Origin of the sequence: Paraburkholderia sp. RCC_158, from assembly GCF_041355255.1 — a bacterium.
Classification (GTDB): domain Bacteria; phylum Pseudomonadota; class Gammaproteobacteria; order Burkholderiales; family Burkholderiaceae; genus Paraburkholderia; species Paraburkholderia graminis.
Genome location: NZ_JBFUPM010000008.1, coordinates 103,492 through 123,939, shown reverse-complemented (window position 1 = coordinate 123,939; position 20,448 = coordinate 103,492). Strand labels below are relative to the sequence as shown.

Here is a 20,448-nt window from a genome sequence, read left to right as displayed (position 1 = left end):
CGCGCTGGCGGTGATCAGCGCTCGCGGTCTGTGGCAGTTGAAGCGGTAGTGAGTATGGCGAGCGAATAATGGCGGAAACAAGGCGCGCCGACGATGCCATCGTTAAGACTTCCGGCGAAGGTGCAACGCCACTCCACTTCTTTCGCAACTGCCGGCGCGCTACCGTGGGCTGCTACAGGTCGCAATGGAGAAGGAGCCTTCCATGCGTTGCAACAAGCCCCGTGCATTTCTGAGCAGCGTTCCGCTTGCTCTTGTACTCGCCGCAACCATTCCGACCAGTCGAGCCGCGCCCGTCCTCGTGTCCGGCCCGAGCCTTTTTGCCACTTGCACCATCGGCGGCCCCGGCACGAACTACGTCAATGCCGAAGTCGAGCCGTGGGTCGCCACGAACCCGAAAAATCCGTCGAACCTGATCGGCGTATGGCAGCAGGACCGATGGGACAACGGCGGCGCACACGGCCTGGTTGCCCGCCCATCATTCGATGGCGGTTTGACATGGGCCACGCCGGCTGCACTGCCTTTCACCGCATGCGCGGGCGGGACTGATTACGAGCGCGCGTCCGATCCGTGGGTGTCGATCGGCCCCGATGGAACCGCGTACGCCGTGTCGATCTCCTTCAATCAATCCAACAACAGCAACGCGGTGCTCGCTTCGGTTTCGAAGGACGGCGGCCTGACCTGGGCAAGCCCGCGCACCATCATCGCCAACAACGAACCGACCTTGCAATTCTTCAACGACAAGGAATCGGTGACGGCCAATCCGATCAAGGCAGGCGTCGCCTACGCCGTGTGGGACCGGCTCGAATTGCCGAACGGCAATCCGTACGCCAACACGCACACGGCCGCCTTCCGCGGGCCATCGATGTTCTCGAAGACATCCGATGGCGGCCTGACATGGAGTCCGCCATCCGTGATCGTGACGGTGCCTTCCCGGCAACAGACGATCGGCAACCAGATCGTCGTCAACTCGCAGAACGGAACGCTCTATGACTTCTTCGACCTGATCTCTCCGCCGTTTTCGAAAGCGGCCGGCAAGGTGGCGTTCATCAAATCGACCGACGACGGCGCGACATGGACGAAGCCGAAAATCATCTCGGGTTTGCAGACCGTATCGGTGTTCGATCCGAACACCGGCGAAGCGGTGCGTTCGGGCGACATCATTCCCGAGCCCGCGATCGATCCGAAGACGGGGCAACTGTATGTCGTCTGGCAGGATTCGCGCTTCAATGGCGGGCTCTACGACGAGATCGCGCTTTCTACCTCAAAAGATGGCGGCAGCACGTGGAGCGCACCAATCCGCGTTAATACGCCCACGGGACGGCCGGCATTCAATCCGAGCATCAACGTCAATTCGTCGGGGACCGTTGCAGTGACGTATTACGATTTCCGCAATCTGGCGGATGGCAACACCACGACGTTACCGACGGATATCTGGCAGACGACATCGACGGACAAGGGAGCGACGTTCGCCAATGAAACACACGTGGCGGGCGCATTCGACCTCAAGACCGCACCCGATGCCGAGGGCTTCTTCGTCGGGGATTATCAGGGGTTGGCCGCGATCGGCTCGAGCTTCGTGCCGTTCTTCGTGCAGACGAACTCCGGGAACCTTGGCAATCGCACTGATGTGTTCGCTCAGCCTCAGCCGTAACGGTTTTGCGCGGGAGTGGTTGGCTCGCAGCGTGGACTTCGCGCTGCGAGCAAAAAAGGCGAAACGCGGGTACTGCGAGCGAGACGCTTAGCTTCTCATTGCTCTTACTGCCCGTTCCAGATTGGCCCGCACAATCGCGCGATGAAACGGCGCGATCGTCGCAAGATAGATTCGCCCCAATCTGTTGTGGCAATGCACCACCGTTGCCGCGAGCAGTTCTCGCCCATTTGCCGCATCGCCGCGTAGTTGGATGGTCGCGCGGAAGTCCAGATGCCGGTCATCCGCGCCGACTACCAACTCCGTCGCGCTCTTCGACAGCAGCGGCAAGTAGCCGATAACCGGCCCACGCGCCGCTGCGGCAAGACCGACGTCGAGAGACGATTTGACGCCGACCGTCGCCATCACCAGATCGCGGACACGCGTGAGCGCACGAATCCACCACGCCTGCCGCTCGAACGCGGCGCGTGCCAACACCTCCAGATCATTGCTGGCCCCCGCCGGCAATCGGATTGCAAAGGCGTCCAAAAGATCCGCGCCCGCGTAGAGCGGCGCGAGTACGCTGTTGCCAGGCATGGGTACGGCGCGCGCTTTGGTCAAGGTCGTACTCCGGGGTTGGTTCATGGTGTTCCGGGGTTGGTTTAAGGACGGGTCAAGGGGTGGCTTCGGCACATGTGGGGACCGGCCATGCAGCAAATTGCCAACGGTCTGGACGGCCCGGGTTCGAGTTCAGCTCTTCTTTTGCCGGATCAACTGCATCAGCTCCTCGCGGCCTGCTTCCAAAATGGACCGGACCGACATCGAGGGTCGGCGCCTAGCTCGATCAAGGAATGCTTCCGGCAGAAAGTAGTCCGACAACGCGCCCATGCGTTTCGGCCCAAGGCGGTTGCCCAACCACTCGGCCACATCACTATCGAAGAACGGGAAGTTCTTCTTCGAAGGCCGATGCACGGCGATCGCCCTCAACTTCGCGGTGTTGATGATGTCTGATACATCGCCGTCGAAGCTGAGCACCTCCGCCACATAGAAGTCCACGTGAGGAGCCTGGTCAGGAGTGACGGAGGTTAAGGCATCAAGGGCGCGAGGAATGTACATGTCCCACGCGCAGTTCCTGATCAACGCCAGGGGGTCGGGATGGTTCTGGATGGAATTGAGCTTTTTGGCAATTCTTGACCTGTCGCTGCGAGATAGGATGTCACCGCAGACGATCAGCTCTCGTAGCATGACCGTGCACAGTTCCTCGTGCATGTAGGCGACCAGTTGCCCCAGCTTATGCTCCTTGGCTCTATTGGAACTCAGCTCGATGATCTTGCTCCGAACCAGGACAGCCTCCATCAAATCGAGTTGCTCCGAAAGGCCAGCGAAAAGCCCTGCTTTCAGGTTGTCTTCGAATTCCGCGATTAGGCCGGTGGCGAAATTCTCTGCGCTCTCACGAAACACCGCGCGGAAACGGCGGCCCCACTCCGCACTCAGCTTGCTGCCGGAGGACGATAGCGCATGGATCGCGGCTAGTGATTCTTTGCATCGGGCGACTGTGTCATCGTTCCAAGACCTGAGCGACTCCCACAGATAGAGATAGGGGTTGAGCTGTTGCAGCCTTGGTCCGATCTGGTTGATCAGGTGGGCCCGACTCAATGCTGCCGGCGACGGGTCGTCTTGGTATGCGATCTTGCGAATATAGGAAGCCGCATTCGAGTCTACGAACATGGCCGAGCCGCCGTGAAAGCCGATCGGCCCGGATTGCGAGACAAATGGCGTATCCATCAGCCATAGCGATTTCCCGCGGAATATAGACGTCGCAACGCCCGAGGGGCCTAGTGACTGATTAAGTAGCTTAATGGATCCGGCGTCGCTCTCCTCTGCGAAGATGATTTGCCATTCTTCCAATGCGGCCGCGTGCTTCTCGAACCGGCGGTGGGCTTCCAGTGCATTGGGAGCTGAACAGATCTCCTGTACCAGTAGCAGGCCGGATAGTTTTTGGGATGGTGTTTGTTCGGGAGATTCGGACATTGGATAGGTTGAGAAGAGGTGACTGCGACTAGTGCAGTCTAAGCTTTTGCCTCTATAACGCGAAGCATTGGTACGTATTTTGACAATTCGAAGGAAACCATCAGGCTAGATGGAACAGCGTTATAAGACCTTACGACCGAAGGTTTGTTGGAGGCTCTTGGCGGCTTGTTGCAAGCACTCCCCCCAAATCACGGAAGAGTTTCCCGAATCGCCCATGAAAATTCGTGTTCAAAAGGCAAAAGCTGCCCTCGCGTGCGTTGATAAGTTCGATTATCCCGTGCGAGGGGCGGTATAGTCAGTGTAATAACCGACAAGCTCCCAAATCGTCAGATGGGCATCGATGACGTGCGACCAGGAACCGAACGCATGACCCGTGATGAGTTGTACGATCAAGCACTCCACAACATGGAACGCACCGTCCATGATCTCGCCCGACGCCTTAGCCAACCGGAGATGCTCATCGTTGCCGACATCGCCATCGGCTTTCGGTATTCCGACAAAGGCGCAGCTCAGGCAATCGTGCAGAAAATGGCCCGGGTAGTTTGCTCGCTCCGGGCGGCTCGACTTCTCCTTGCGCACGGGTTCATCGGAGAGCAGGCCGCGATGCACCGAATGATTGATGAAGCCGAAGAAGACATAAGTTTTCTTTCACTCGGCATGGTGTATGGCGAGACAGACTTGCATAGGAAGTTCCTCGAAGACTTTTATCAAGAAGAGTTCGAGGACCCAACTCGCCCTGTTCAAACGAGAATCAAGCGCGGCAATACTCCACGGGCTCGAATCCATGCATATCTGGCCCAAAACCCCGCGGCCGGCCTCGACCCGAGCACAGCCTGCGCGACGATGCAGACCATCCATAAAGCGTATTCCGGCTATATCCACGGCGCGTCACCTCATCTGATGGAAATGTATGGGGGTGAGCCAGCCCGGTTTCATATGGCAGGAATGCGACGAAGCCCACTTTGGCAAGGCCATGCAGACGATCTGTGGAACTACGTTTATCGAGGTATTTTGTCCTTTGGCATGGCCGCGAAGGCGCTCGGCGATGGAAAACTATTCAGCCAGATTCGCGCTTATGCAGATGAATTCGAAAGAACTGAGCCACGATGAAATAACACGCAATTCACTGCGCTCGCGGTGCCAACTATGCGACGAACCCGACTATTCCGCGAAGATCCGTTACTTGAGGTGGGCAGACATTCGAGTGTCTGCGAAACGGGAAGGGCCGATGGCTGCAACTGGCCGACCACACCTGTCCGCAAGCGACGTTTCCGACATCCGCGATGCGGCCGCAACTAGCCCAAGCAGTCTCGCTTGACGGTGAACAACGTAGGAGTACGAATTCCGGACAAAAGCCCGTTTGAACGATCAGTGGTTCGTCGACGCGCCCGCCAACCCCTCCAGCAGCGCCTTATGAAACGCGTCCGGGTCCTGCATCTGCGGCGCGTGGCCCAGGTCAGCGAACTCAACCAGCGTCGCATCCGGAATCGCTTTCGCCGCGGCCTTCCCCAACTCCGGATAATGACCGATCTTCGCGCGCACTTCGGGTGAAGCCGCATCCTTGCCAATCGCGGTCGTGTCCTTCTGCCCGATCAGCAACAGCGTCGGCATGCTCAACTGCCCGAACTCGTAGACCACCGGCTGGGTATAAATCATGTCGTATAGCAACGCCGAATTCCACGCGACGATCTGCTTGCCCGGCCCCCGGTACATGCCCGCGAGCATCTGCACCCACGGTTCGTAATCGGCGCGCCATTGGCCGGCATAGTACGTCGACTGCTCATAGCGGCGAATGCCGTCCGCGCTGGTCTTCAGTTCGCGCCGATACCAGTCGTCCACCGACAACGACGGCACGCCCTTCGCCTTCCAGTCCTCGAGCCCGATCGGATTGACGAGCACCAGTTGCTGCGTCTCACGCGGATACATCAGCGCATAGCGAACGGCGAGCATGCCGCCCGTCGAATGTCCGACGATGGTCGCGTCTTTCACACCGAGCGACTCGAGCAGCGCATGAGTATTGCGCGCGAGCTGCTGGAAACTGTACTGATAGTGCTCCGGTTTGCTCGACTTGCAAAAGCCGATCTGATCCGGCGCGATCACGCGATAACCGGCTTCGCTCAGACGATGAATCGTCGCCTCCCACGTCGCGCCGCAAAAGTTCTTGCCATGCAGAAGGACGACCGTGCGGCCGTTCGCGTGCGCCGGTTTGACGTCCATGTAGGCCATGTGCAGCGCGACGCCTTGCGAAGTGAAGTCGTATTGGCTGACTGGTTCGGGATAGGTGAAGCCCTGCAACTCGGGGCCGTAGGCCGGGCCGGCATTGCCGCCGGCTGCAGTGGTTTCGGATGCGCCGCTGGTTGAAGCGGCTGTGGATACGGTCGACGACGCGCCGACCGAGCCCGTCGCCAGCGTTTCGGCAGAAGCCGCAGATGCGGCACAAACCGTGACCGGCGCCGCGCCGAATGCGGCGGCGCTCAACGTTGCAAGCAATGAAAGACGGCGAAAGCTGATGGACATTTTTCTATCGAAGAAGCCGGGAAAAGGATGCGGATGGAGGCGGCTGCCAGCGCACATTAAAAGTTCGCCGCAAGCGGCCGCCGACATGCCGCGCAATCGCGGACGGTTCTACGACGCCCATCGCGACCGCGCAGCGGCACGCACACAGCCCGCTTCTCCACCAGGCGCTGTGATACGCCGCGCCGTGCGGCACATCGCGTGGCACGCATATTGCGCACGGAACCTCGCTCGCTATGTGCCGTGGCGCACGGAGCGTCGGCGCGCCTCGGCCGAAGGTTCGCAGTTGGGCGCGTCGGCGGCTCGCAGCCGAGAAACGTCGCCCGCGCGAGGCCATTCAGTGCTAGAACTACGGGACGGGCTCGCCAGCGCAGCAGCCGCAATACGCGAATCAAAAGCGAATCAAACGCGAATCAATGTAGAAGCGATCGACCAGCCGCATCGGGGAAGTAAGCGAGGCATTCATTGCATGGCACAACGGAACGATTACATGGGACCGCAGTAAGCGCTAAAGCGCTAACTGCGGTCGACAAAGGAGACAGACATGGATACGCCGGCACGGTTGAACGATCTGCAACGCACCACTCTCGCCATCGTACTGGCCGGCGGACGCGGCACCCGGCTCGGTCCGCTCACCAACAAACGCGTCAAGCCGGCCGTACATTTCGGCGGCAAATTCCGCATCATCGACTTCGCGCTGTCCAATTGCCTGAACTCCGGCATCCGGCGCATCGCCGTCGTCACGCAGTACAAGGCGCACTCGCTGTTGCGTCATCTGCAGCGCGGCTGGGGTTTTCTGCGCGGAGAGTTCGGCGAGTTCATCGATCTGTGGCCCGCGCAACAGCGCGTCGAAGGCGCGCACTGGTATCGCGGCACGGCCGACGCGGTGTTCCAGAACCTCGACATCATCCGCTCGATTCGTCCAAAGTATGTCGTCGTGCTGGCGGGCGATCACATCTACAAGATGGACTACACGCGCATGATCGCGGACCACGCGGAGAGCGGCGCCGATTGCACGGTCGGCTGCATCGAAGTGCCGCGCATGGACGCGGTGGCCTTCGGCGTGATGGCCGTCGACGAAAACCGCCGCGTCACCGGCTTCGTCGAAAAACCGGCCGACCCGCCGGCGATTCCGGGCCGGCCCGACACCGCCCTCGCAAGCATGGGCATCTACGTGTTCAACGCCGACTACCTGTACGCGTTGCTCGAACAAAACATCTCGAGCGTCGATACCGATCACGACTTCGGCAAGGACATTCTGCCGCGCGTCGTCACGCAAGGCACCGCGATCGCGCATCCGTTCAGCATGTCGTGCGTGTCGTCGGACCCGAACGTCGAGCCGTACTGGCGCGACGTCGGCACCATCGACGCCTATTGGGCCGCCAATCTCGACCTCGCTTCCACGATCCCGACGCTCGACCTCTATGACCGCAGTTGGCCGATCTGGACTTACCAGGAGCAACTGCCGCCCGCCAAGTTCGTGCGCGACCTGAAGGGGCTGCAAGGCTCGGGCAACAATCTGATCGTGTGCGGCGGCTGCGTGATCTCGGGTTCGCAGATTTCGCGCTCGGTGTTGTCGTCGAACGTCAAGGTGAGTTCGTTCTGTAATATCAATGAGGCAGTCTTGTTGCCGCAGGTCACCGTCGGCGCGAGTTGCCGCTTGCAGAAGGTGGTCGTGGACCGCGGCTGCACGATCCCGGACGGCACGGTGATCGGCGAAGATCCGGTGCGCGACGCCGAACGTTTCTATCGTACCGACGAAGGCGTCGTGCTCGTCACGCCCGAGGCGCTGCGGCAGGACGTGAACTAATGAGCGCTGGTGCCGCGCGGCCGTCCGCAGCGGCCCAGCGCAGCCCGCAAGCATCGACCGTCACATCTTTAAAGGAACGAGACCGAGCCTATGACGATTCGCGCCCTACACGTCGCCAGCGAGCTGTATCCCCTCCTGAAAACGGGCGGTCTCGCCGACGTCGCGGGCGCGCTGCCGTCCGCGCTGGTCGAGCGCGGCGCCGACGTGCGCGTGCTGCTGCCCGGCTTTCCCGCGGTCGCGGCCGGCCTGCACGACCTGCGTCCGGTCGCCCAACTGGGCCGCCGCTTCGATGCGCCGGGCGTGACGCTCGAACAGGGCACGTTGCCGTCGAACGGACTCGTCGTCTACATGATTCGGGCGGCCACGTTGTACGACCGGCCAGGCAATCCGTATCTGAACGACGAGCACGTACCCTACGGCGATAACGCACAGCGTTTCGCGCTGCTCGGCTGGGTCGCCGCGCAACTCGCGCAGCAGCTCGACCCGGCGTGGTCGCCGCAGATCGTCCACGCGCACGACTGGCACGCGGGGCTCGCCGCCGCCTATCTGAAAGCGGCCGAACGGCAGCACGGCCGGGCGCCCGCGCGCAGCGTCTTTACCGTGCACAACCTCGCGTATCAGGGCGTGTTTCCCGCGCATCAGTTCGGCCAGCTCGGCCTGCCGGACGATTTCTTCAACATGCGCGGCGTCGAATTCTATGGACAACTGTCGTTTCTGAAGGCCGGGCTCTATTACAGCGACCGCATCACGACCGTGAGCCCGACGTACGCGCGCGAAATTCAAACGCTCGCGCAAGGCGGCGGACTCGACGGCCTGCTGCGCAGCCGCGCGCATGACCTGTGCGGCATCCTGAACGGCGTCGACTATACGGTCTGGAACCCCGCGAACGACGCGCTCCTCGAGCACCGCTACACCGCGACGCGGCTCGCCGGCAAACTCGCGTGCAAGGAGGCGTTGCAAAAACGCTTCGGCCTCGCGCAGAAAAGCGATGCGCTGCTGTTCGGCGTGGTGAGCCGCCTGACCGAACAGAAGGGTCTCGACCTGCTGCTCGAAACCGTGCCGGAGATCGTCAAGCGCGGCGGTCAGCTCGTCGTGTTCGGCACCGGCGACCCGGCGCTCGAAAACGGCCTGAAGCGCGTCGCGCAGACGCATCCGGAATCGGTCGCGGTGGAACTCGGCTTCGACGAAAAACTCGCACACACGATCATCGCCGGCAGCGACGTGATCGCGGTGCCGTCGCGCTTCGAGCCGTGCGGTCTCACGCAGCTTTACGCGCTGGCTTACGGGTCGCTGCCGCTGGTGCATCGCGTGGGCGGTCTCGCGGACACCGTCGCGGACGCATCGCTTGAAAATCTCGCCGAGGATCTCGCGACCGGCTTCGTGTTCGACGACTTCACGCCGCGCAGCCTGACCGCCGCGATCCGCCGCGCATTCGCGCTGCACGGCCGGCGCACCGAATGGAAGGCGGCGCAGCGCCGCGCGATGCGCCAGGATTTCGGCTGGGGCGCGTCGGCGGACCGCTATCTCGCGCTCTATCGCGAGCTGGCCTGATCCTGCCCGAGCCGTCGCCGGTGATGGTTCGGCGCAACAGCACGGGGACGGATCAACTGGCTTGCGGCAAACTCCTGTATTGTTTCCCTACGATGCAGACCGTGCATTGTTCTTGCAATACATGAAGCAGTCCTGCGCGCGGCGTAGCGGGTTCATACCCGAGCATCGCCGCCGCGCATCCCTCCCGTTTTCACCGATCGCGCACGTCCGCCTGCGCGAGCCATACCATGACGAAGAACGTTCTGAGCATTCAGTCACATGTCGTTTTCGGGCACGCGGGCAATAGCGCGGCGGTGTTTCCGATGCGTCGGCTTGGCGTGAACGTGTGGCCGCTGAACACCGTACAGTTCTCGAATCACACGCAATACGGCCACTGGACCGGCACCGCCATCAACGCCGCGCAGATGGAAGAACTCGCCGAAGGCATCGGCGCAATCGGCATGCTGCCGCGCTGCGACGCGGTGCTGTCGGGCTATCTCGGCACGCCGGAGCAGGCGCAGTCGGTGCTGGAAATCGTCAAGGCCGTGAAGGCCGCCAATCCGCGCGCCTGGTACTTCTGCGATCCGGTGATGGGCGCAGCGAGCGGCTGCAAAGTCGAGCCCGGCATCCAGCAGTTTCTCGTCGACACCATGCCGGAAGTGGCCGACGCGATGGCGCCGAATCACACGGAATTGCAGCGGCTCGTCGGCCGCGAGATCGAGACGCTCGAGGAAGCCGTCGCCGCGTGCCGCGAGATCATCGCGCGCGGACCGAAGCTCGTGCTGGTCAAACACCTGCTCGATCGCAACAGTCCCGCGGATCGTTTCAACATGCTCGTCGTCACCGAACGCGAGGCGTGGATGGGCCAGCGCCCGCTGTATCCGTTCGCGCGGCAGCCGGTCGGCGTCGGCGATCTGACGAGCGCGGTGTTCGTCGCGCGCACGCTGCTCGGCGATACGATCCGCGGCGCGTTTGAGCACACGCTCGCCGCGGTCAACGCGGTCGTCAAGGCGACGTGGCAAGCCGGGCGCTACGAACTGGAACTGGTGCCCGCGCAAAACGAAATCGCGCAGCCGCGCGAATGGTTCGACGCGTGGGTGGCCGAGACGGCGTAGCTTGCGCATCGTGCGGTGCGGGCCGCAGCGTTGCCGGCGTTGCGCCGCCAGGAACCTTGTCAGCCGGCCGGTCGTCCTATAATGCGTGCCGCACGCGCGAGCCGATAATGGCTTTGCGGCTTTGCGGCTTCGCGCGGCGACTTTCTCAGGCATCCGGCATTCAGCAGACGAGGCATCGATGGACGGTTATATCCGCAGCGAGCGGGAAGAGTATTTTGAGCAGTTGTGCATCAGCGTCGACGCCGACGAGGTGCATGAACAGGAAGCCATCGAGTTCTTCGAGAACCAGTTCGATCAGCCCGACTTCGACCCCGCGCAGTGGCTCGACATCGCGCTTTACTACTCGCCGGCCGTCGCGCGCGGCATCATCGACATGGTGACGCCCGACGACAAGGCGCGCAGCAACATCGCCGAAGTGATCGCGGACAACCTCGACATTTCGTACGGCGAAGACGACTGCCAGCAGTTCGCCGAGACGATCGAATTCGCGCTGAACAACGGCGTGCCGGTGGACCTCGACCTCGTGCTCGACGGCTGCCAGCGCGCGATCGACGATCTCGACACCTGGGCCGACGACGAAACCAAAGCGCCGCTGCTGCGTCTGCGTGAAGAAGTGCTGCGTCAGCAAGGCGAGCGGTAACGCTGGTGACTTAGGCGAGCGCGCGGGCATGGGCTCGCGCGTCCTGTTGCTCGCTTCTCTCGCATTCCTCTTGCACCCCGCGGCCATCGTGTTCGCGCGCATCTTCGTGCCGTGTGTTGAACACATAGCTTCGACACCTACAACCAGTTAAGCCCACCACTTCGCCACATGTCTCCATGCATGTGTGCGCCAATCCGCACTCCCGCTTCGGCACCCATCAACGCTCGCGGCCCCCCTCGCGAGCTTATGCCGAAATCCTCATTCAAAGCGCCGCGAACTGCCAAGACGGCCGCATATTGGCTTCCTATATTCGCGCCACATGACCGGCGTGCGAATACAACCACACGTACTCCGCACGGTGTATCGCGAGCCTTCGTGCCCGCGGGAACCCGCTCGCTTTGTCAGCGCCGAGCCGCGTCATCGCTTTGCCGCTTTCATCACTCGAACTGTCGAAGTAAGGAGAGACCATGAGTCACCACACCACGCTCAAACCGCTTGCCCTGTTCGTCGGCGCCCTCTTTGCGGTCGCGCCGCTCGCCAGTTTCGCCGACGACATGCCCGTGAAAATCGGCTTCGCCGCGCCGATGACGGGCGCGAACGCAGGCTACGGCAAGGACCTCGAAAACGGCGTGCGGCTCGCCATCGAGGAAGCCAACGCGCAGAAGATCAGGATCGGCGACAAGGTCGCGCAGTTCCAGATCGTCTCGCAGGACGACCAGGCGGACCCGCGCATCGGCGTGCAGGTCGCGCAGAAACTGGTGGACTCGGGCGTCTCGGTGGTGGTCGGCCACTTCAATTCGGGCACGACGATTCCCGCCTCGCAGATCTACGAGCAGGCCGGCATTCCCGTGATCGATCCGGCTGCGACCAACCCGATCATCACCGGACGCGGCTTCGCGAACACGTTCATGGTGATTTCGACAGACGCGCAAAACGCCGGCAACGCAGGCGTCTATGCGGTCGAAGTGAGCAAGGCGAAGCGCATCGCGATCATCGACGACCGCACCGCTTTTGGTCAGGGCGAAGCCGACGAGTTCGAGAAGGCGGTGAAGGCGCACGGCGGCACGATCGTCGCGCGCGAGTACACCGATAATCACGCGGTCGACTTCAGCACGCAGATCACCAAGATCAAGGCGGCGAACGCGGACCTGGTCTTCTTCGGCGGGCTCGATACGCAGGCCGCCGGTTTCGCGCGGCGCATGAAGCAGCTCGGCGTGACGGCGCAACTGGTGGGCGGCGGCGGCGTGGAAGACCCCGAGTTCATCAAGCTCGCCGGCGATGCGGCCGAAGGCGTGATGGCCTGGGAATACGGCCGCCCGCTCGCGCAACTGCCCGGCGGCAAGGACTTCTCCGCGAAGTTCAAGAAGCGCTTCGGCGGCGAGATTCTGTCGTATGCGCCGTTCGGTTACGACGGCGCGTGGGCCGCGATCAAGGCGATGCAGCAGGCCAAATCGACGTCGCCCAACGACTACCGTCCGATGCTCAAGACGATCGACTTCGAAGGCGTGACCGGCAAGATTTCGTTCGACAACACCGGCGCGCTGAAAAGCGGCGCGTCGACGTTGTATCAGGTGAAGAACGGCGCGTGGGTTCCGGTCGTGACGAAGAGCGGTAGCTGAGCGTCTTTCGTTTCCCTTAGCGGTTCAACTCAGGCCGCGCGGCCTTGACGACGATCTGTGCGTCGAGGTCGCGCTCGATCCGCACGAGGTCGTCCTTCATCGCGGCAAACTCTTCTGCCGAACACATCTGGTGTCCGAAGGCGGCGCGAAGCTGCCGCCTGATCTGCAACACGCGCGCCGCCGGGTCGAATACATAGCGCGACGAAAACGCGACGAACTTGTCGTGGACATCGGTATCGACGGGCATGTCGGTTATCTTCGCGAAGCGCGGCAGCGTGATTTCGAGCGTCTCGTCGAACGCGCCGCCGATGCAGGTCCACGGCTGCGTGCGAGCCGGCTCCGCGAGCCATGCCTGCACCTGCGAACCCATGCCGCCGGAGAAGCTCGTCAGCGACGGCACAGCGGTCGTGCCGTCGCTCCAGATGAAGTGCTCGAGCTTGCCCTCTATCGACGTCGCGAACGGCCCGTCGGTCGCGGCCACGTCGCCCGTGCGCAATTGCGCGCTGCCATGCAGGCCGGTTTGCAACAGACGATTGCCGGCGATCTGCTGCGTGCGCTGCCGCGACGCGCGTCGAAAGATATTGCGCTCGATCTCAGCGGTGAAGCCCGCATCTTCCACGCGATAGGCGTAATTCGCGGTGCCGTTTTCATCGACGTCGATCTGCACGCGCGCCGTGCGCTCGCGCGTTTGAGTGGCGGGCGTGCGCGACAGCGTGCCCTCGCCGACCAGCAACACGGGCCGGTCCATCACGGCGGCGGGCAGATAACCGAAGCCCACGCCGCCCGCGGTCGTGTCCGCGTACAGCGATAGTTCAGGAATCCAGATAATCGCGTGATTGATCGCGCTCGCGCCATAACCGGGCACGTCCGGCAGACTATAGTACGGCCCGAGATTGAGCAGCACCGCCTCGCTGCGAATGCCGACCGCGGCCAGCAGCGCACTATACAGCGCGACGTGGTCCTTGCAGTCGCCATAGCGATTGCGCAGGATGTCGGCCGCCTTGTGCGGAATCGCCGCTGTCTCGCCGAGAAAGAGCGCGACGTAGCGGATATTCATGCGCACCCAGTCGTAGAGTATCCGCGCCTTCTCGCGCGGGTCCGCGGCGCGCGCGGTGAGCGACTGCGCAAGCCGCACGATGGCGGGATCGTCGAAGGTGGCGTCGGTCGCGGGACCGCGATAACGCGCGGCGAAGCTCGCGAAGTCCGGCACGGTCGACACCATCAGACGATCGCCCCAATTCGCATAGCCGACCGCGCCCGCTTCGAGCCGCGCATACGGTCCATGCTGGTAGCGAAATTCGTAACGCGTGCGGCCATTCGCACTGACGGGCGGCAATGCCGTGTAGCCGCGCGCGTCGGCATACAGCGGCACATCGGCGGGAAGATCGAAGATCAGGCGTTGATCCTCGACCGGTTCGCGCGTCGGCTCCACGAGATACGCGAACGTGCCCGCCTGCAACGGCTTCGCGCGCGTCTTGCGAAACGCCAGATGGACGCGCGAGCCGGGCTCGACGCCCGGAAAAATCACCGTGCGCAACACACCGTCCTGGAAGCTCGGCGCGCCCGCCGAGCGCGGCTCCTGAATGTCGCGGATCGCTTCGGGACCGACCGTGTGCGTCGCGCCGTCCGGGTCGATCGTTTCGGCGGCGAGCAACTGCACCTGTTCGATGTCCTTGTTGAACCAGACGTAGCGTTGCGCGATGTCGTCGACGCCGCTCGCCGTGTTCGCGCGCAACACGCTGTCGTCGTGTTCCTCGATGGAACCGTCTTTCTGGATCACGAAGAGATGAACGTCGCGCTCTGTTGTGTAGGGCGCGCGGTCGTCGCTGAGGGGATCGGGGGTTGCGCCGTCGGCGAAAGCGGCGGACGCTGCCGCGCCTAGTGCGAGCGCGGTGGCGATCCTCAGGCAGCGCAGCAGCTTCATGCAACTCAGGACGCTCACGCACCGCGTCATGACCGCTCTTTCCCGCGTAATGCCCCCTTGAGCAGGCCACCGGCCGCGCCGCTCATCCGTCGCCCTCGCCGAGTTGCGTGAGCAAGGCCTGGAGGCTCTCCACATGCCGCAACAGCAAATGCCGATGCTTCTCGATCTGTTCGAGCCGCCCGGCAAGATCGGCCTGTATCGGACCGTCGGGATCGGCGGCGGCAATCACCTCTTCGACCTTGGCGCGCAACGACGGCAGTTCGACAGGCGCATGCGCGAGATGCCGCTCGAAACGCCGGACCTCCTGAAGCGCAAGCTCGCGGACCTTGCGAAAGTACGCCTGACGCCGATGCGCTTCCGCGTCCAGCGCTTCGTCCTCGATACGTTTGGCAGGCGCGCTCTGGCCAAAAATCGGCTCGGGTGGCCGCAGCACGGTCTTTTTTCGCGCGGGATGCGCGGTGCCGCGAAAGCGCGCCTGCGGCTCTTCGTTGTCGATCGCGGCGCGCGCGTTGGGCGGAATCTCTTCCTCGGTATGCGGCGCGTTCATCCAGCCATTCGGCAAGCCGGTCACCGCTTCGATGCCGCGCACGAACTCCTCGCTGAATTCGCGCTGGCCCGACAACATCAACTTCAGATAGCTCGCGGAAAACGTCATCATGCGCGCGAGGCGACTCGCCGCGCCGACCTCGCGCGTGAGCAGCACGAGATTCGCGCGCCAGACGGGAAGCAGCAATTCGTCGGAATCTTCCATTGCGGGGTCTTCCATCTTTTTGCCCGATGTCAAGACGACGCCGTGACGAGCGTCATCATTCTGGAAGGGTAGCCGTTGCCCGGCCTCGCTTGCAAGCGGCACGCCGCACATCACGCGAACTTTGTGCGGAGACCGGCTCGCCTTGCTCCACGTCAACGCGGACGGCCTTTTGCGCCATCCGCCGTGAGGATTGACACTGACGGAGCGGCGGCGTTCCTCCGCAGCAGCCGTCGATGTGGCATGCTTGCGTGCCGTGCGGCATACGTCCTGCTGCACCGCCAACTCCACAACACTGATTAAGGGTTTTGTAATGAAGAAGATCGTCCTGGCTCTTGCCGCAGCCGCTGCTGCTTTCAGCGCAATCGCTCCCGCACAGGCCGCTGGGCACCATCACGAAGTTTGCAAGAAGGTGCGCGTGCATCACCACTGGGAACGCCACTGCCGTTAAGCTTGCCTCGCATAGAGGGTAACGGCGGCGGACGCTCACGCCAAGCGTCGCGCGAATGAAAATGGCCTCGCATTTTTTGCGAGGCCATTCTTTTTGGTTGCCTGTTTTTTGGTTGCCTGTTTTTTGGTTGCCTGTTTTTTGGTTGCCTGTTTTTTGGTTGCCTGTTTTTTGGTTGCCTGCTTTTTGGTTGCCTATCGCGCGCGAGAGGTTCGCGCCCGCGATTACGCCGTCTTCACGCGCCCCACCGCGGTCGCGACGAGTTGCTCGAGCAAAGGCTCGATCTTCGCTGCAAGCGTTTCGTCGTACGCGTACGGCAACTGTTCCTGCATATACGTGATTTGCGACAGCTCGAGTTGCACCGCATGCACGCCTTGCGAAGGCTGACCATACTCGCGCGTGATGTAGCCGCCCTTGAAGCGCCCATTCGCGACAGCCGAATAAACGCCATGCCGTTCGACGATCGCAGCCAATTCCTCGGCGAGACCCGCCATCGCACTCGCGCCGTTCGACGTGCCGAAGTTGAAGTCCGGCAAGCGCCCTTCGAAGAAACGCGGGACGCGCGAGCGGATCGAATGCGCTTCCCATAGCAGCACTTTGCCGTGCTGCGCCTTGAGCGCGGCGAGTTCGCCTGCGAGCGCGCTGTGATACGGCATCCAGTAAACGTCGCGACGGCGGGCCACCTCAGTATCGTCCGGCAGATGACCTTCGCGATACAACGGCTCCTTGTCGAACGTATCGACGGGCAGAAGCCCCGTGGTGTCCTGCCCCGGATACAGGTTCGCGCCGTCGGGCGGACGGTTCAGGTCGATCACGTAGCGCGCGTAAGTCGGCGCGATGATCGACGCGCCCATGCGCTTCGCAAACGCGTAGAGCCGGTCGAGATGCCAGTCGCAATCGTCGGTGCGAAGCGCCGTGGGCGCCATCGTCGCGGCGATGTCCGCGGGGATCTGCGTGCCCAGATGCGGGATGGAGATCAGCATCGGCAGGTTGCCGCGATGCAGCGTGAAAACCGGTGGAGTGTTCGAAGCAGTCATGTCAGTCCTGAATCGGAAGAACGTTGCGGTGACGCGGGCGCGGCGCGCATGCGGTTGCGTGCATCGCGTCAACTCATTTGAGCAGTTCCGCGAGCGCGATGCGATAGCGCGCGTAAGCGCCCTCTTCGTCGCGATGCCGGCGATTCTCGACCAGCTTGTCGCCGCCTGCGTACACGTCGCGGATCGGCGTCTCGCCATGCTCGCAGAAAACGACGCCCGAGAGCCAGTTATTCGGCGCGTGTCCGGCAATGCTCGCGTGATCCGGGTCCAGCACGAGCCAATCCGCGCGATGGCCGGCTTGCAATGCGCCCGTCGCGCGACCCGTGGCGCGCGCGCCGCCTTCGAGCGCCGCGTCGAACAGACGATCGGCCACATAAGGCGTGTGTGCCGAGGCCAGCACGTTGCGTTGCCGGCGCGTCAGACGCTGCCCGTATTCGAGCAGGCGCAATTCCGCGCGCCAGTCGACGCCGATGTGGCTATCCGAGCCGACGCCGATGCGCCCTTGCGCGTCGAGATACTCGTGCGCCGGAAAAATACCGTCGCCGAGATTCGCTTCCGTGGTCAGACACAGGCCCGCAACGGCACCGCTCTTCGCGAGCGCGAGCGTCTCCTTTGCATCGACATGCGTGGCGTGCACGAGGCACCATCTTCCGTCGACGTCGAAGCGATCCAGCAGCCACTGCACCGGACGCGCGCCTTCCGTTTCGATGCACGCGTCGACTTCGGCGGTCTGTTCGGCGATATGAATATGAACCGGCGCGCTGCGGTCCAGGCCGTCGAGCAAGGCACGCAGCGATTGCTCCGACACCGCGCGCAACGAATGCGGCGCCACGCCATAGCGCAACGCCGCGTTTTCAGGGCGAGCGGCGCGCAACGCGGCGAGCAGTTCGTGCAGGCTTTCCGGCGTGTTGATGAAGCGCCGCTGATCGTCGCGCGGCGCACTCGCGCCGAAACCACTGTACTGATAGAGCACCGGCAGCATCGTCATGCCGATGCCGGCCGCCGACGCCGCATCCACGACACGTTGTGCAAGTTCCGCCTGGTTCGTGTAGCGCTTGCCTTCCGGCGTGTGATGCACGTAATGAAACTCGCACACCGACGTATAGCCCGCCTTCAGCATTTCGATATAGAGCCATTGCGCGACGCTCGCCAATCCTTCGGGCGTGATGCGCGCGGCAAAGCGATACATCAGATCGCGCCAGCTCCAGAAGTTGTCGGTGGCGCCGTTGCCGGAAGCGGCGCGATATTCGGTGAGGCCCGCCATCGCGCGCTGAAATGCATGCGAGTGAAGGTTCGGCATGCCAGGTAATATCGGACCCGCGGCTTTCTGCACGTCTGCGGGAATTTCCGCAGTGTCCGGCGTGACTGCCGTCAACGTGCCGTCAGCGTCCCATTCGAGCAGCACGTTGCGGCGCCAGCCGTCCGGCAGATACGCGTGTTCGGCGAATAGCGACTGTTTTTCTGGTGTCATCTCTCAGGTCCTGACTCAGTTCGCGTCGCGTGTAGAAGAACTCGAAGCACTAGAAGCACGCGAAGGCGCGGCATAAACCGTCTCGCCTGCACGCACGACCCGCGAGCACAGCGGACGCCCGATCCAGTACGCAAGCTCCGCGAGCGAGTCGGCCGACCACACCGCGAAGTCGGCAGCGCGCCCTGCTTCGAGCGAACCATGACGGTCCGCCTTGCCGAGCGCGCGCGCCGCGTTCGATGTCACGCCCTTCAGCACTTCGGGCACGGTCATGCGGAACAGCGTCGTCGCCATGTTCATCATCAGCAGCAACGACGTGGCGGGTGACGTGCCCGGATTGCTGTCGGTCGAAATTGCAATCGGTACTTCATAGCGCCGCAGCAGATCGAGCGGCGGCAGTTGCGTCTCGCGAATGAAGTAGTACGCGCCGGGCAGCAACACGGCGACGGTGCCGGCCTCTTTCATCGCGGCGACGCCGGCTTCATCGAGAAACTCGAGGTGATCCGCGGACAACGCGCGATGGCGCGCGGCAAGCGCGGTGCCGCCGCCATTCGACAACTGCTCCGCGTGCATTTTTACGGGCAGCTTGTAGCGCGCTGCCGCGTTGAACACGCGCTCGCTTTGTTCGAGCGAAAAGCCGATGCGCTCGCAGAACACATCGACGGCGTCGACGAGACCTTCGTCCGCGAGCGCGGGCAGCATCGTGTTGCAGACTTCGTCGATATACGCATCGGCGCGGCCCGCGAATTCGGGCGGCAATGCGTGCGCGCCGAGGAACGTCGTGTAGACGCTCACCGGATAGCGTTCGCCCAACTCGCGCGCGACGCGCAGCATCTTGCGCTCGCTGTCGAGGTCGAGCCCGTAACCGGATTTGATTTCAATTGCAGTGACGCCTTCGGCAAGCAAGGGCTCGAGCCGCGCGGCCGACTGGTCGAACAGCGCCTGTTCGGTCGCATCGCGCGTGGCGCGCACCGTCGAAACGATGCCGCCGCCCTGACGTGCGATCTCTTCATAGCTGACGCCCGCGAGGCGCTGCGCGAATTCATCGGCGCGCTGCCCGCCGTACACCAGATGCGTATGGCAATCGACGAGGCCCGGCGTCACCCACGCGCCGTGCAACTCTTCGCGCGGCCACGCGGCGTATTGCGCAGGCAGATCGGCGGACGCGCCGAGCCACGCGATCGTGCCGTTTTCAACGGCGATCGCCGCGTCGGGCAGCGTATGGTCGGGGTCGCCCTGAGGGCACAGTTTCAGTTGATGCCAGACAGTTTGCTTCATCGGATGCTCGCTGCTGCTGGTTGCGTGGCTGGTTGCGTGTAGCGAATGCGGATTGCCAGCAACGCGCCTTCGCCTTCTATCCTGCATGAGAGATTGTTCGGGGCGTCGATGCGCAAGGTGTCGCCTGGTTCGAGCCGTTGCGCTTCTGCGTCGCCCAACGCGACTGCAATGGCGCCGCTCGCGCAGTACAGCAGCGCGACATCCGCGGATAACGTGTGTTCGGTTTGCGCCTGCTGCTGCGTCGTGTGCCACACGTCCAGCTCGCCTTGCGCGCGGTCACGGCGCACCATCAGATTGAAGTCGCGCGTCGGACCGTCGACGAGACGTGCGTCGATGTGCGCCTCGCCGGCAAAGCGCGCGGTATCGAACGGTTGCGTCAACGCATGCGTGGTCACAGCTTCGCCGCTTTGCGCTTCATCGAGCAGCATGCCCGCGCCGGACAACAGCACCAGCGTGCGATCGATTCCGGCGAAGCGCGAAAACGGCCCGGCTTGCGCAACGTCCGCCACGCTCACGCGCCATACGAACGTGTCGAGCCCGGCATCCGCGGGAAACGCTGCGACCTCGCGCGTCACGCCGCCGCCGTTCTTCCACGGCGACGCCACGAGCTCGGCGCCGCGGATCAACGTGAGCGTCGCCATGCTGCCCGCGAGCGTCAT

17 protein-coding genes are annotated in these 20,448 nt (G+C 63.0%); 8 read left to right on the top strand and 9 right to left on the bottom strand.

Features of this window, described 5'->3' with window-relative positions; genetic code table 11:
* Positions 1–202 precede the first annotated feature (202 nt).
* On the top strand, positions 203–1,651 hold the full coding sequence (locus AB6809_RS17640; protein ID WP_029969145.1) for a sialidase family protein: 1,449 nt from the start codon (positions 203–205) through the stop codon (positions 1,649–1,651).
* An 87-nt stretch (positions 1,652–1,738) separates the two neighbouring features.
* On the opposite strand, the gene AB6809_RS17635 is transcribed toward AB6809_RS17640, so the two are convergent.
* Entirely contained in the window at positions 1,739–2,248 is a 510-nt protein-coding gene (locus AB6809_RS17635; RefSeq protein ID WP_029969144.1) for a DUF2867 domain-containing protein, read from the bottom strand.
* 129 nt (positions 2,249–2,377) lie between these two features.
* Positions 2,378–3,658 (bottom strand): hypothetical protein, encoded by a 1,281-nt coding sequence (locus tag AB6809_RS17630; protein WP_371026898.1) that lies wholly within the window; start codon positions 3,656–3,658, stop codon positions 2,378–2,380.
* Between the two features lie 366 nt (positions 3,659–4,024).
* Between AB6809_RS17630 and AB6809_RS17625 the strand changes: the two genes are divergently transcribed.
* On the top strand, positions 4,025–4,768 hold the full coding sequence (locus AB6809_RS17625; RefSeq protein WP_310034380.1) for a hypothetical protein: 744 nt from the start codon (positions 4,025–4,027) through the stop codon (positions 4,766–4,768).
* Between the two features lie 258 nt (positions 4,769–5,026).
* On the opposite strand, the gene AB6809_RS17620 is transcribed toward AB6809_RS17625, so the two are convergent.
* Positions 5,027–6,175, bottom strand: a complete 1,149-nt coding sequence (locus AB6809_RS17620; RefSeq protein ID WP_029969140.1) for an alpha/beta fold hydrolase — start codon at positions 6,173–6,175, stop codon at positions 5,027–5,029.
* Between the two features lie 541 nt (positions 6,176–6,716).
* On the opposite strand from AB6809_RS17620, the gene glgC reads away from it, so the two are divergent.
* From glgC to AB6809_RS17595, 5 genes are all read left to right on the top strand, one after another.
* Positions 6,717–7,982 (top strand): glucose-1-phosphate adenylyltransferase, encoded by a 1,266-nt coding sequence (glgC, locus tag AB6809_RS17615; RefSeq protein WP_029969138.1) that lies wholly within the window; start codon positions 6,717–6,719, stop codon positions 7,980–7,982.
* Between the two features lie 90 nt (positions 7,983–8,072).
* Complete coding sequence (gene glgA, locus AB6809_RS17610) at positions 8,073–9,533, top strand: glycogen synthase GlgA (RefSeq protein WP_006051119.1); 1,461 nt, start codon at positions 8,073–8,075, stop codon at positions 9,531–9,533.
* A gap of 227 nt (positions 9,534–9,760) precedes the next feature.
* A complete protein-coding gene (pdxY, locus tag AB6809_RS17605; RefSeq protein ID WP_006051120.1) occupies positions 9,761–10,627 on the top strand; it encodes a pyridoxal kinase PdxY in 867 nt (288 codons plus the stop codon).
* A 178-nt stretch (positions 10,628–10,805) separates the two neighbouring features.
* Positions 10,806–11,267 (top strand): hypothetical protein, encoded by a 462-nt coding sequence (locus AB6809_RS17600; RefSeq protein WP_006051121.1) that lies wholly within the window; start codon positions 10,806–10,808, stop codon positions 11,265–11,267.
* A 467-nt stretch (positions 11,268–11,734) separates the two neighbouring features.
* On the top strand, positions 11,735–12,886 hold the full coding sequence (locus AB6809_RS17595; RefSeq protein ID WP_006051122.1) for a branched-chain amino acid ABC transporter substrate-binding protein: 1,152 nt from the start codon (positions 11,735–11,737) through the stop codon (positions 12,884–12,886).
* Positions 12,887–12,902: 16 nt separating this feature from the next.
* On the opposite strand, the gene AB6809_RS17590 is transcribed toward AB6809_RS17595, so the two are convergent.
* Positions 12,903–14,810, bottom strand: a complete 1,908-nt coding sequence (locus AB6809_RS17590; protein WP_371026897.1) for a DUF3857 domain-containing transglutaminase family protein — start codon at positions 14,808–14,810, stop codon at positions 12,903–12,905.
* Between the two features lie 82 nt (positions 14,811–14,892).
* The gene (locus AB6809_RS17585; RefSeq protein WP_044021704.1) at positions 14,893–15,561 is read right to left on the bottom strand and encodes a hypothetical protein; all 669 of its coding nucleotides are present in this window, start codon (positions 15,559–15,561) and stop codon (positions 14,893–14,895) included.
* A 310-nt stretch (positions 15,562–15,871) separates the two neighbouring features.
* Between AB6809_RS17585 and AB6809_RS17580 the strand changes: the two genes are divergently transcribed.
* Positions 15,872–16,009: a hypothetical protein gene (locus AB6809_RS17580; RefSeq protein ID WP_181325336.1), complete on the top strand. Its 138-nt coding sequence runs from the start codon at positions 15,872–15,874 to the stop codon at positions 16,007–16,009.
* Between the two features lie 221 nt (positions 16,010–16,230).
* Here AB6809_RS17580 and hutG read toward each other — a convergent pair whose 3' ends face one another.
* The 4 genes from hutG to AB6809_RS17560 form a co-directional block, all read right to left on the bottom strand.
* A complete protein-coding gene (gene hutG, locus AB6809_RS17575) occupies positions 16,231–17,043 on the bottom strand; it encodes an N-formylglutamate deformylase (protein ID WP_029969131.1) in 813 nt (270 codons plus the stop codon).
* Between the two features lie 73 nt (positions 17,044–17,116).
* Positions 17,117–18,514: a formimidoylglutamate deiminase gene (locus tag AB6809_RS17570; protein WP_371026896.1), complete on the bottom strand. Its 1,398-nt coding sequence runs from the start codon at positions 18,512–18,514 to the stop codon at positions 17,117–17,119.
* Between the two features lie 15 nt (positions 18,515–18,529).
* Positions 18,530–19,789, bottom strand: a complete 1,260-nt coding sequence (gene hutI, locus AB6809_RS17565) for an imidazolonepropionase (RefSeq protein WP_029969127.1) — start codon at positions 19,787–19,789, stop codon at positions 18,530–18,532.
* Positions 19,786–20,448, bottom strand: a complete 663-nt coding sequence (locus AB6809_RS17560; protein ID WP_035570096.1) for a HutD family protein — start codon at positions 20,446–20,448, stop codon at positions 19,786–19,788. The genes hutI and AB6809_RS17560 overlap by 4 nt, the downstream gene beginning before the upstream one ends.

Excerpts from the sequence above, each read along its gene's own strand:
- glgC (WP_029969138.1), top strand. The coding sequence starts at position 6,717 with ATGGATACGCCGGCACGGTTGAACGATCTGCAACGCACCACTCTCGCC.
- AB6809_RS17560 (WP_035570096.1), bottom strand. The coding sequence starts at position 20,448 with ATGACGCTCGCGGGCAGCATGGCGACGCTCACGTTGATCCGCGGCGCC.
- AB6809_RS17600 (WP_006051121.1), top strand. The coding sequence starts at position 10,806 with ATGGACGGTTATATCCGCAGCGAGCGGGAAGAGTATTTTGAGCAGTTG.
- pdxY (WP_006051120.1), top strand. The coding sequence starts at position 9,761 with ATGACGAAGAACGTTCTGAGCATTCAGTCACATGTCGTTTTCGGGCAC.
- AB6809_RS17570 (WP_371026896.1), bottom strand. The coding sequence starts at position 18,514 with ATGACACCAGAAAAACAGTCGCTATTCGCCGAACACGCGTATCTGCCG.
- AB6809_RS17595 (WP_006051122.1), top strand. The coding sequence starts at position 11,735 with ATGAGTCACCACACCACGCTCAAACCGCTTGCCCTGTTCGTCGGCGCC.
- hutI (WP_029969127.1), bottom strand. The coding sequence starts at position 19,789 with ATGAAGCAAACTGTCTGGCATCAACTGAAACTGTGCCCTCAGGGCGAC.
- AB6809_RS17625 (WP_310034380.1), top strand. The coding sequence starts at position 4,025 with ATGACCCGTGATGAGTTGTACGATCAAGCACTCCACAACATGGAACGC.
- AB6809_RS17580 (WP_181325336.1), top strand. The coding sequence starts at position 15,872 with ATGAAGAAGATCGTCCTGGCTCTTGCCGCAGCCGCTGCTGCTTTCAGC.
- AB6809_RS17585 (WP_044021704.1), bottom strand. The coding sequence starts at position 15,561 with ATGGAAGATTCCGACGAATTGCTGCTTCCCGTCTGGCGCGCGAATCTC.
- AB6809_RS17590 (WP_371026897.1), bottom strand. The coding sequence starts at position 14,810 with ATGAAGCTGCTGCGCTGCCTGAGGATCGCCACCGCGCTCGCACTAGGC.
- hutG (WP_029969131.1), bottom strand. The coding sequence starts at position 17,043 with ATGACTGCTTCGAACACTCCACCGGTTTTCACGCTGCATCGCGGCAAC.
- AB6809_RS17640 (WP_029969145.1), top strand. The coding sequence starts at position 203 with ATGCGTTGCAACAAGCCCCGTGCATTTCTGAGCAGCGTTCCGCTTGCT.
- AB6809_RS17620 (WP_029969140.1), bottom strand. The coding sequence starts at position 6,175 with ATGTCCATCAGCTTTCGCCGTCTTTCATTGCTTGCAACGTTGAGCGCC.
- AB6809_RS17630 (WP_371026898.1), bottom strand. The coding sequence starts at position 3,658 with ATGTCCGAATCTCCCGAACAAACACCATCCCAAAAACTATCCGGCCTG.
- glgA (WP_006051119.1), top strand. The coding sequence starts at position 8,073 with ATGACGATTCGCGCCCTACACGTCGCCAGCGAGCTGTATCCCCTCCTG.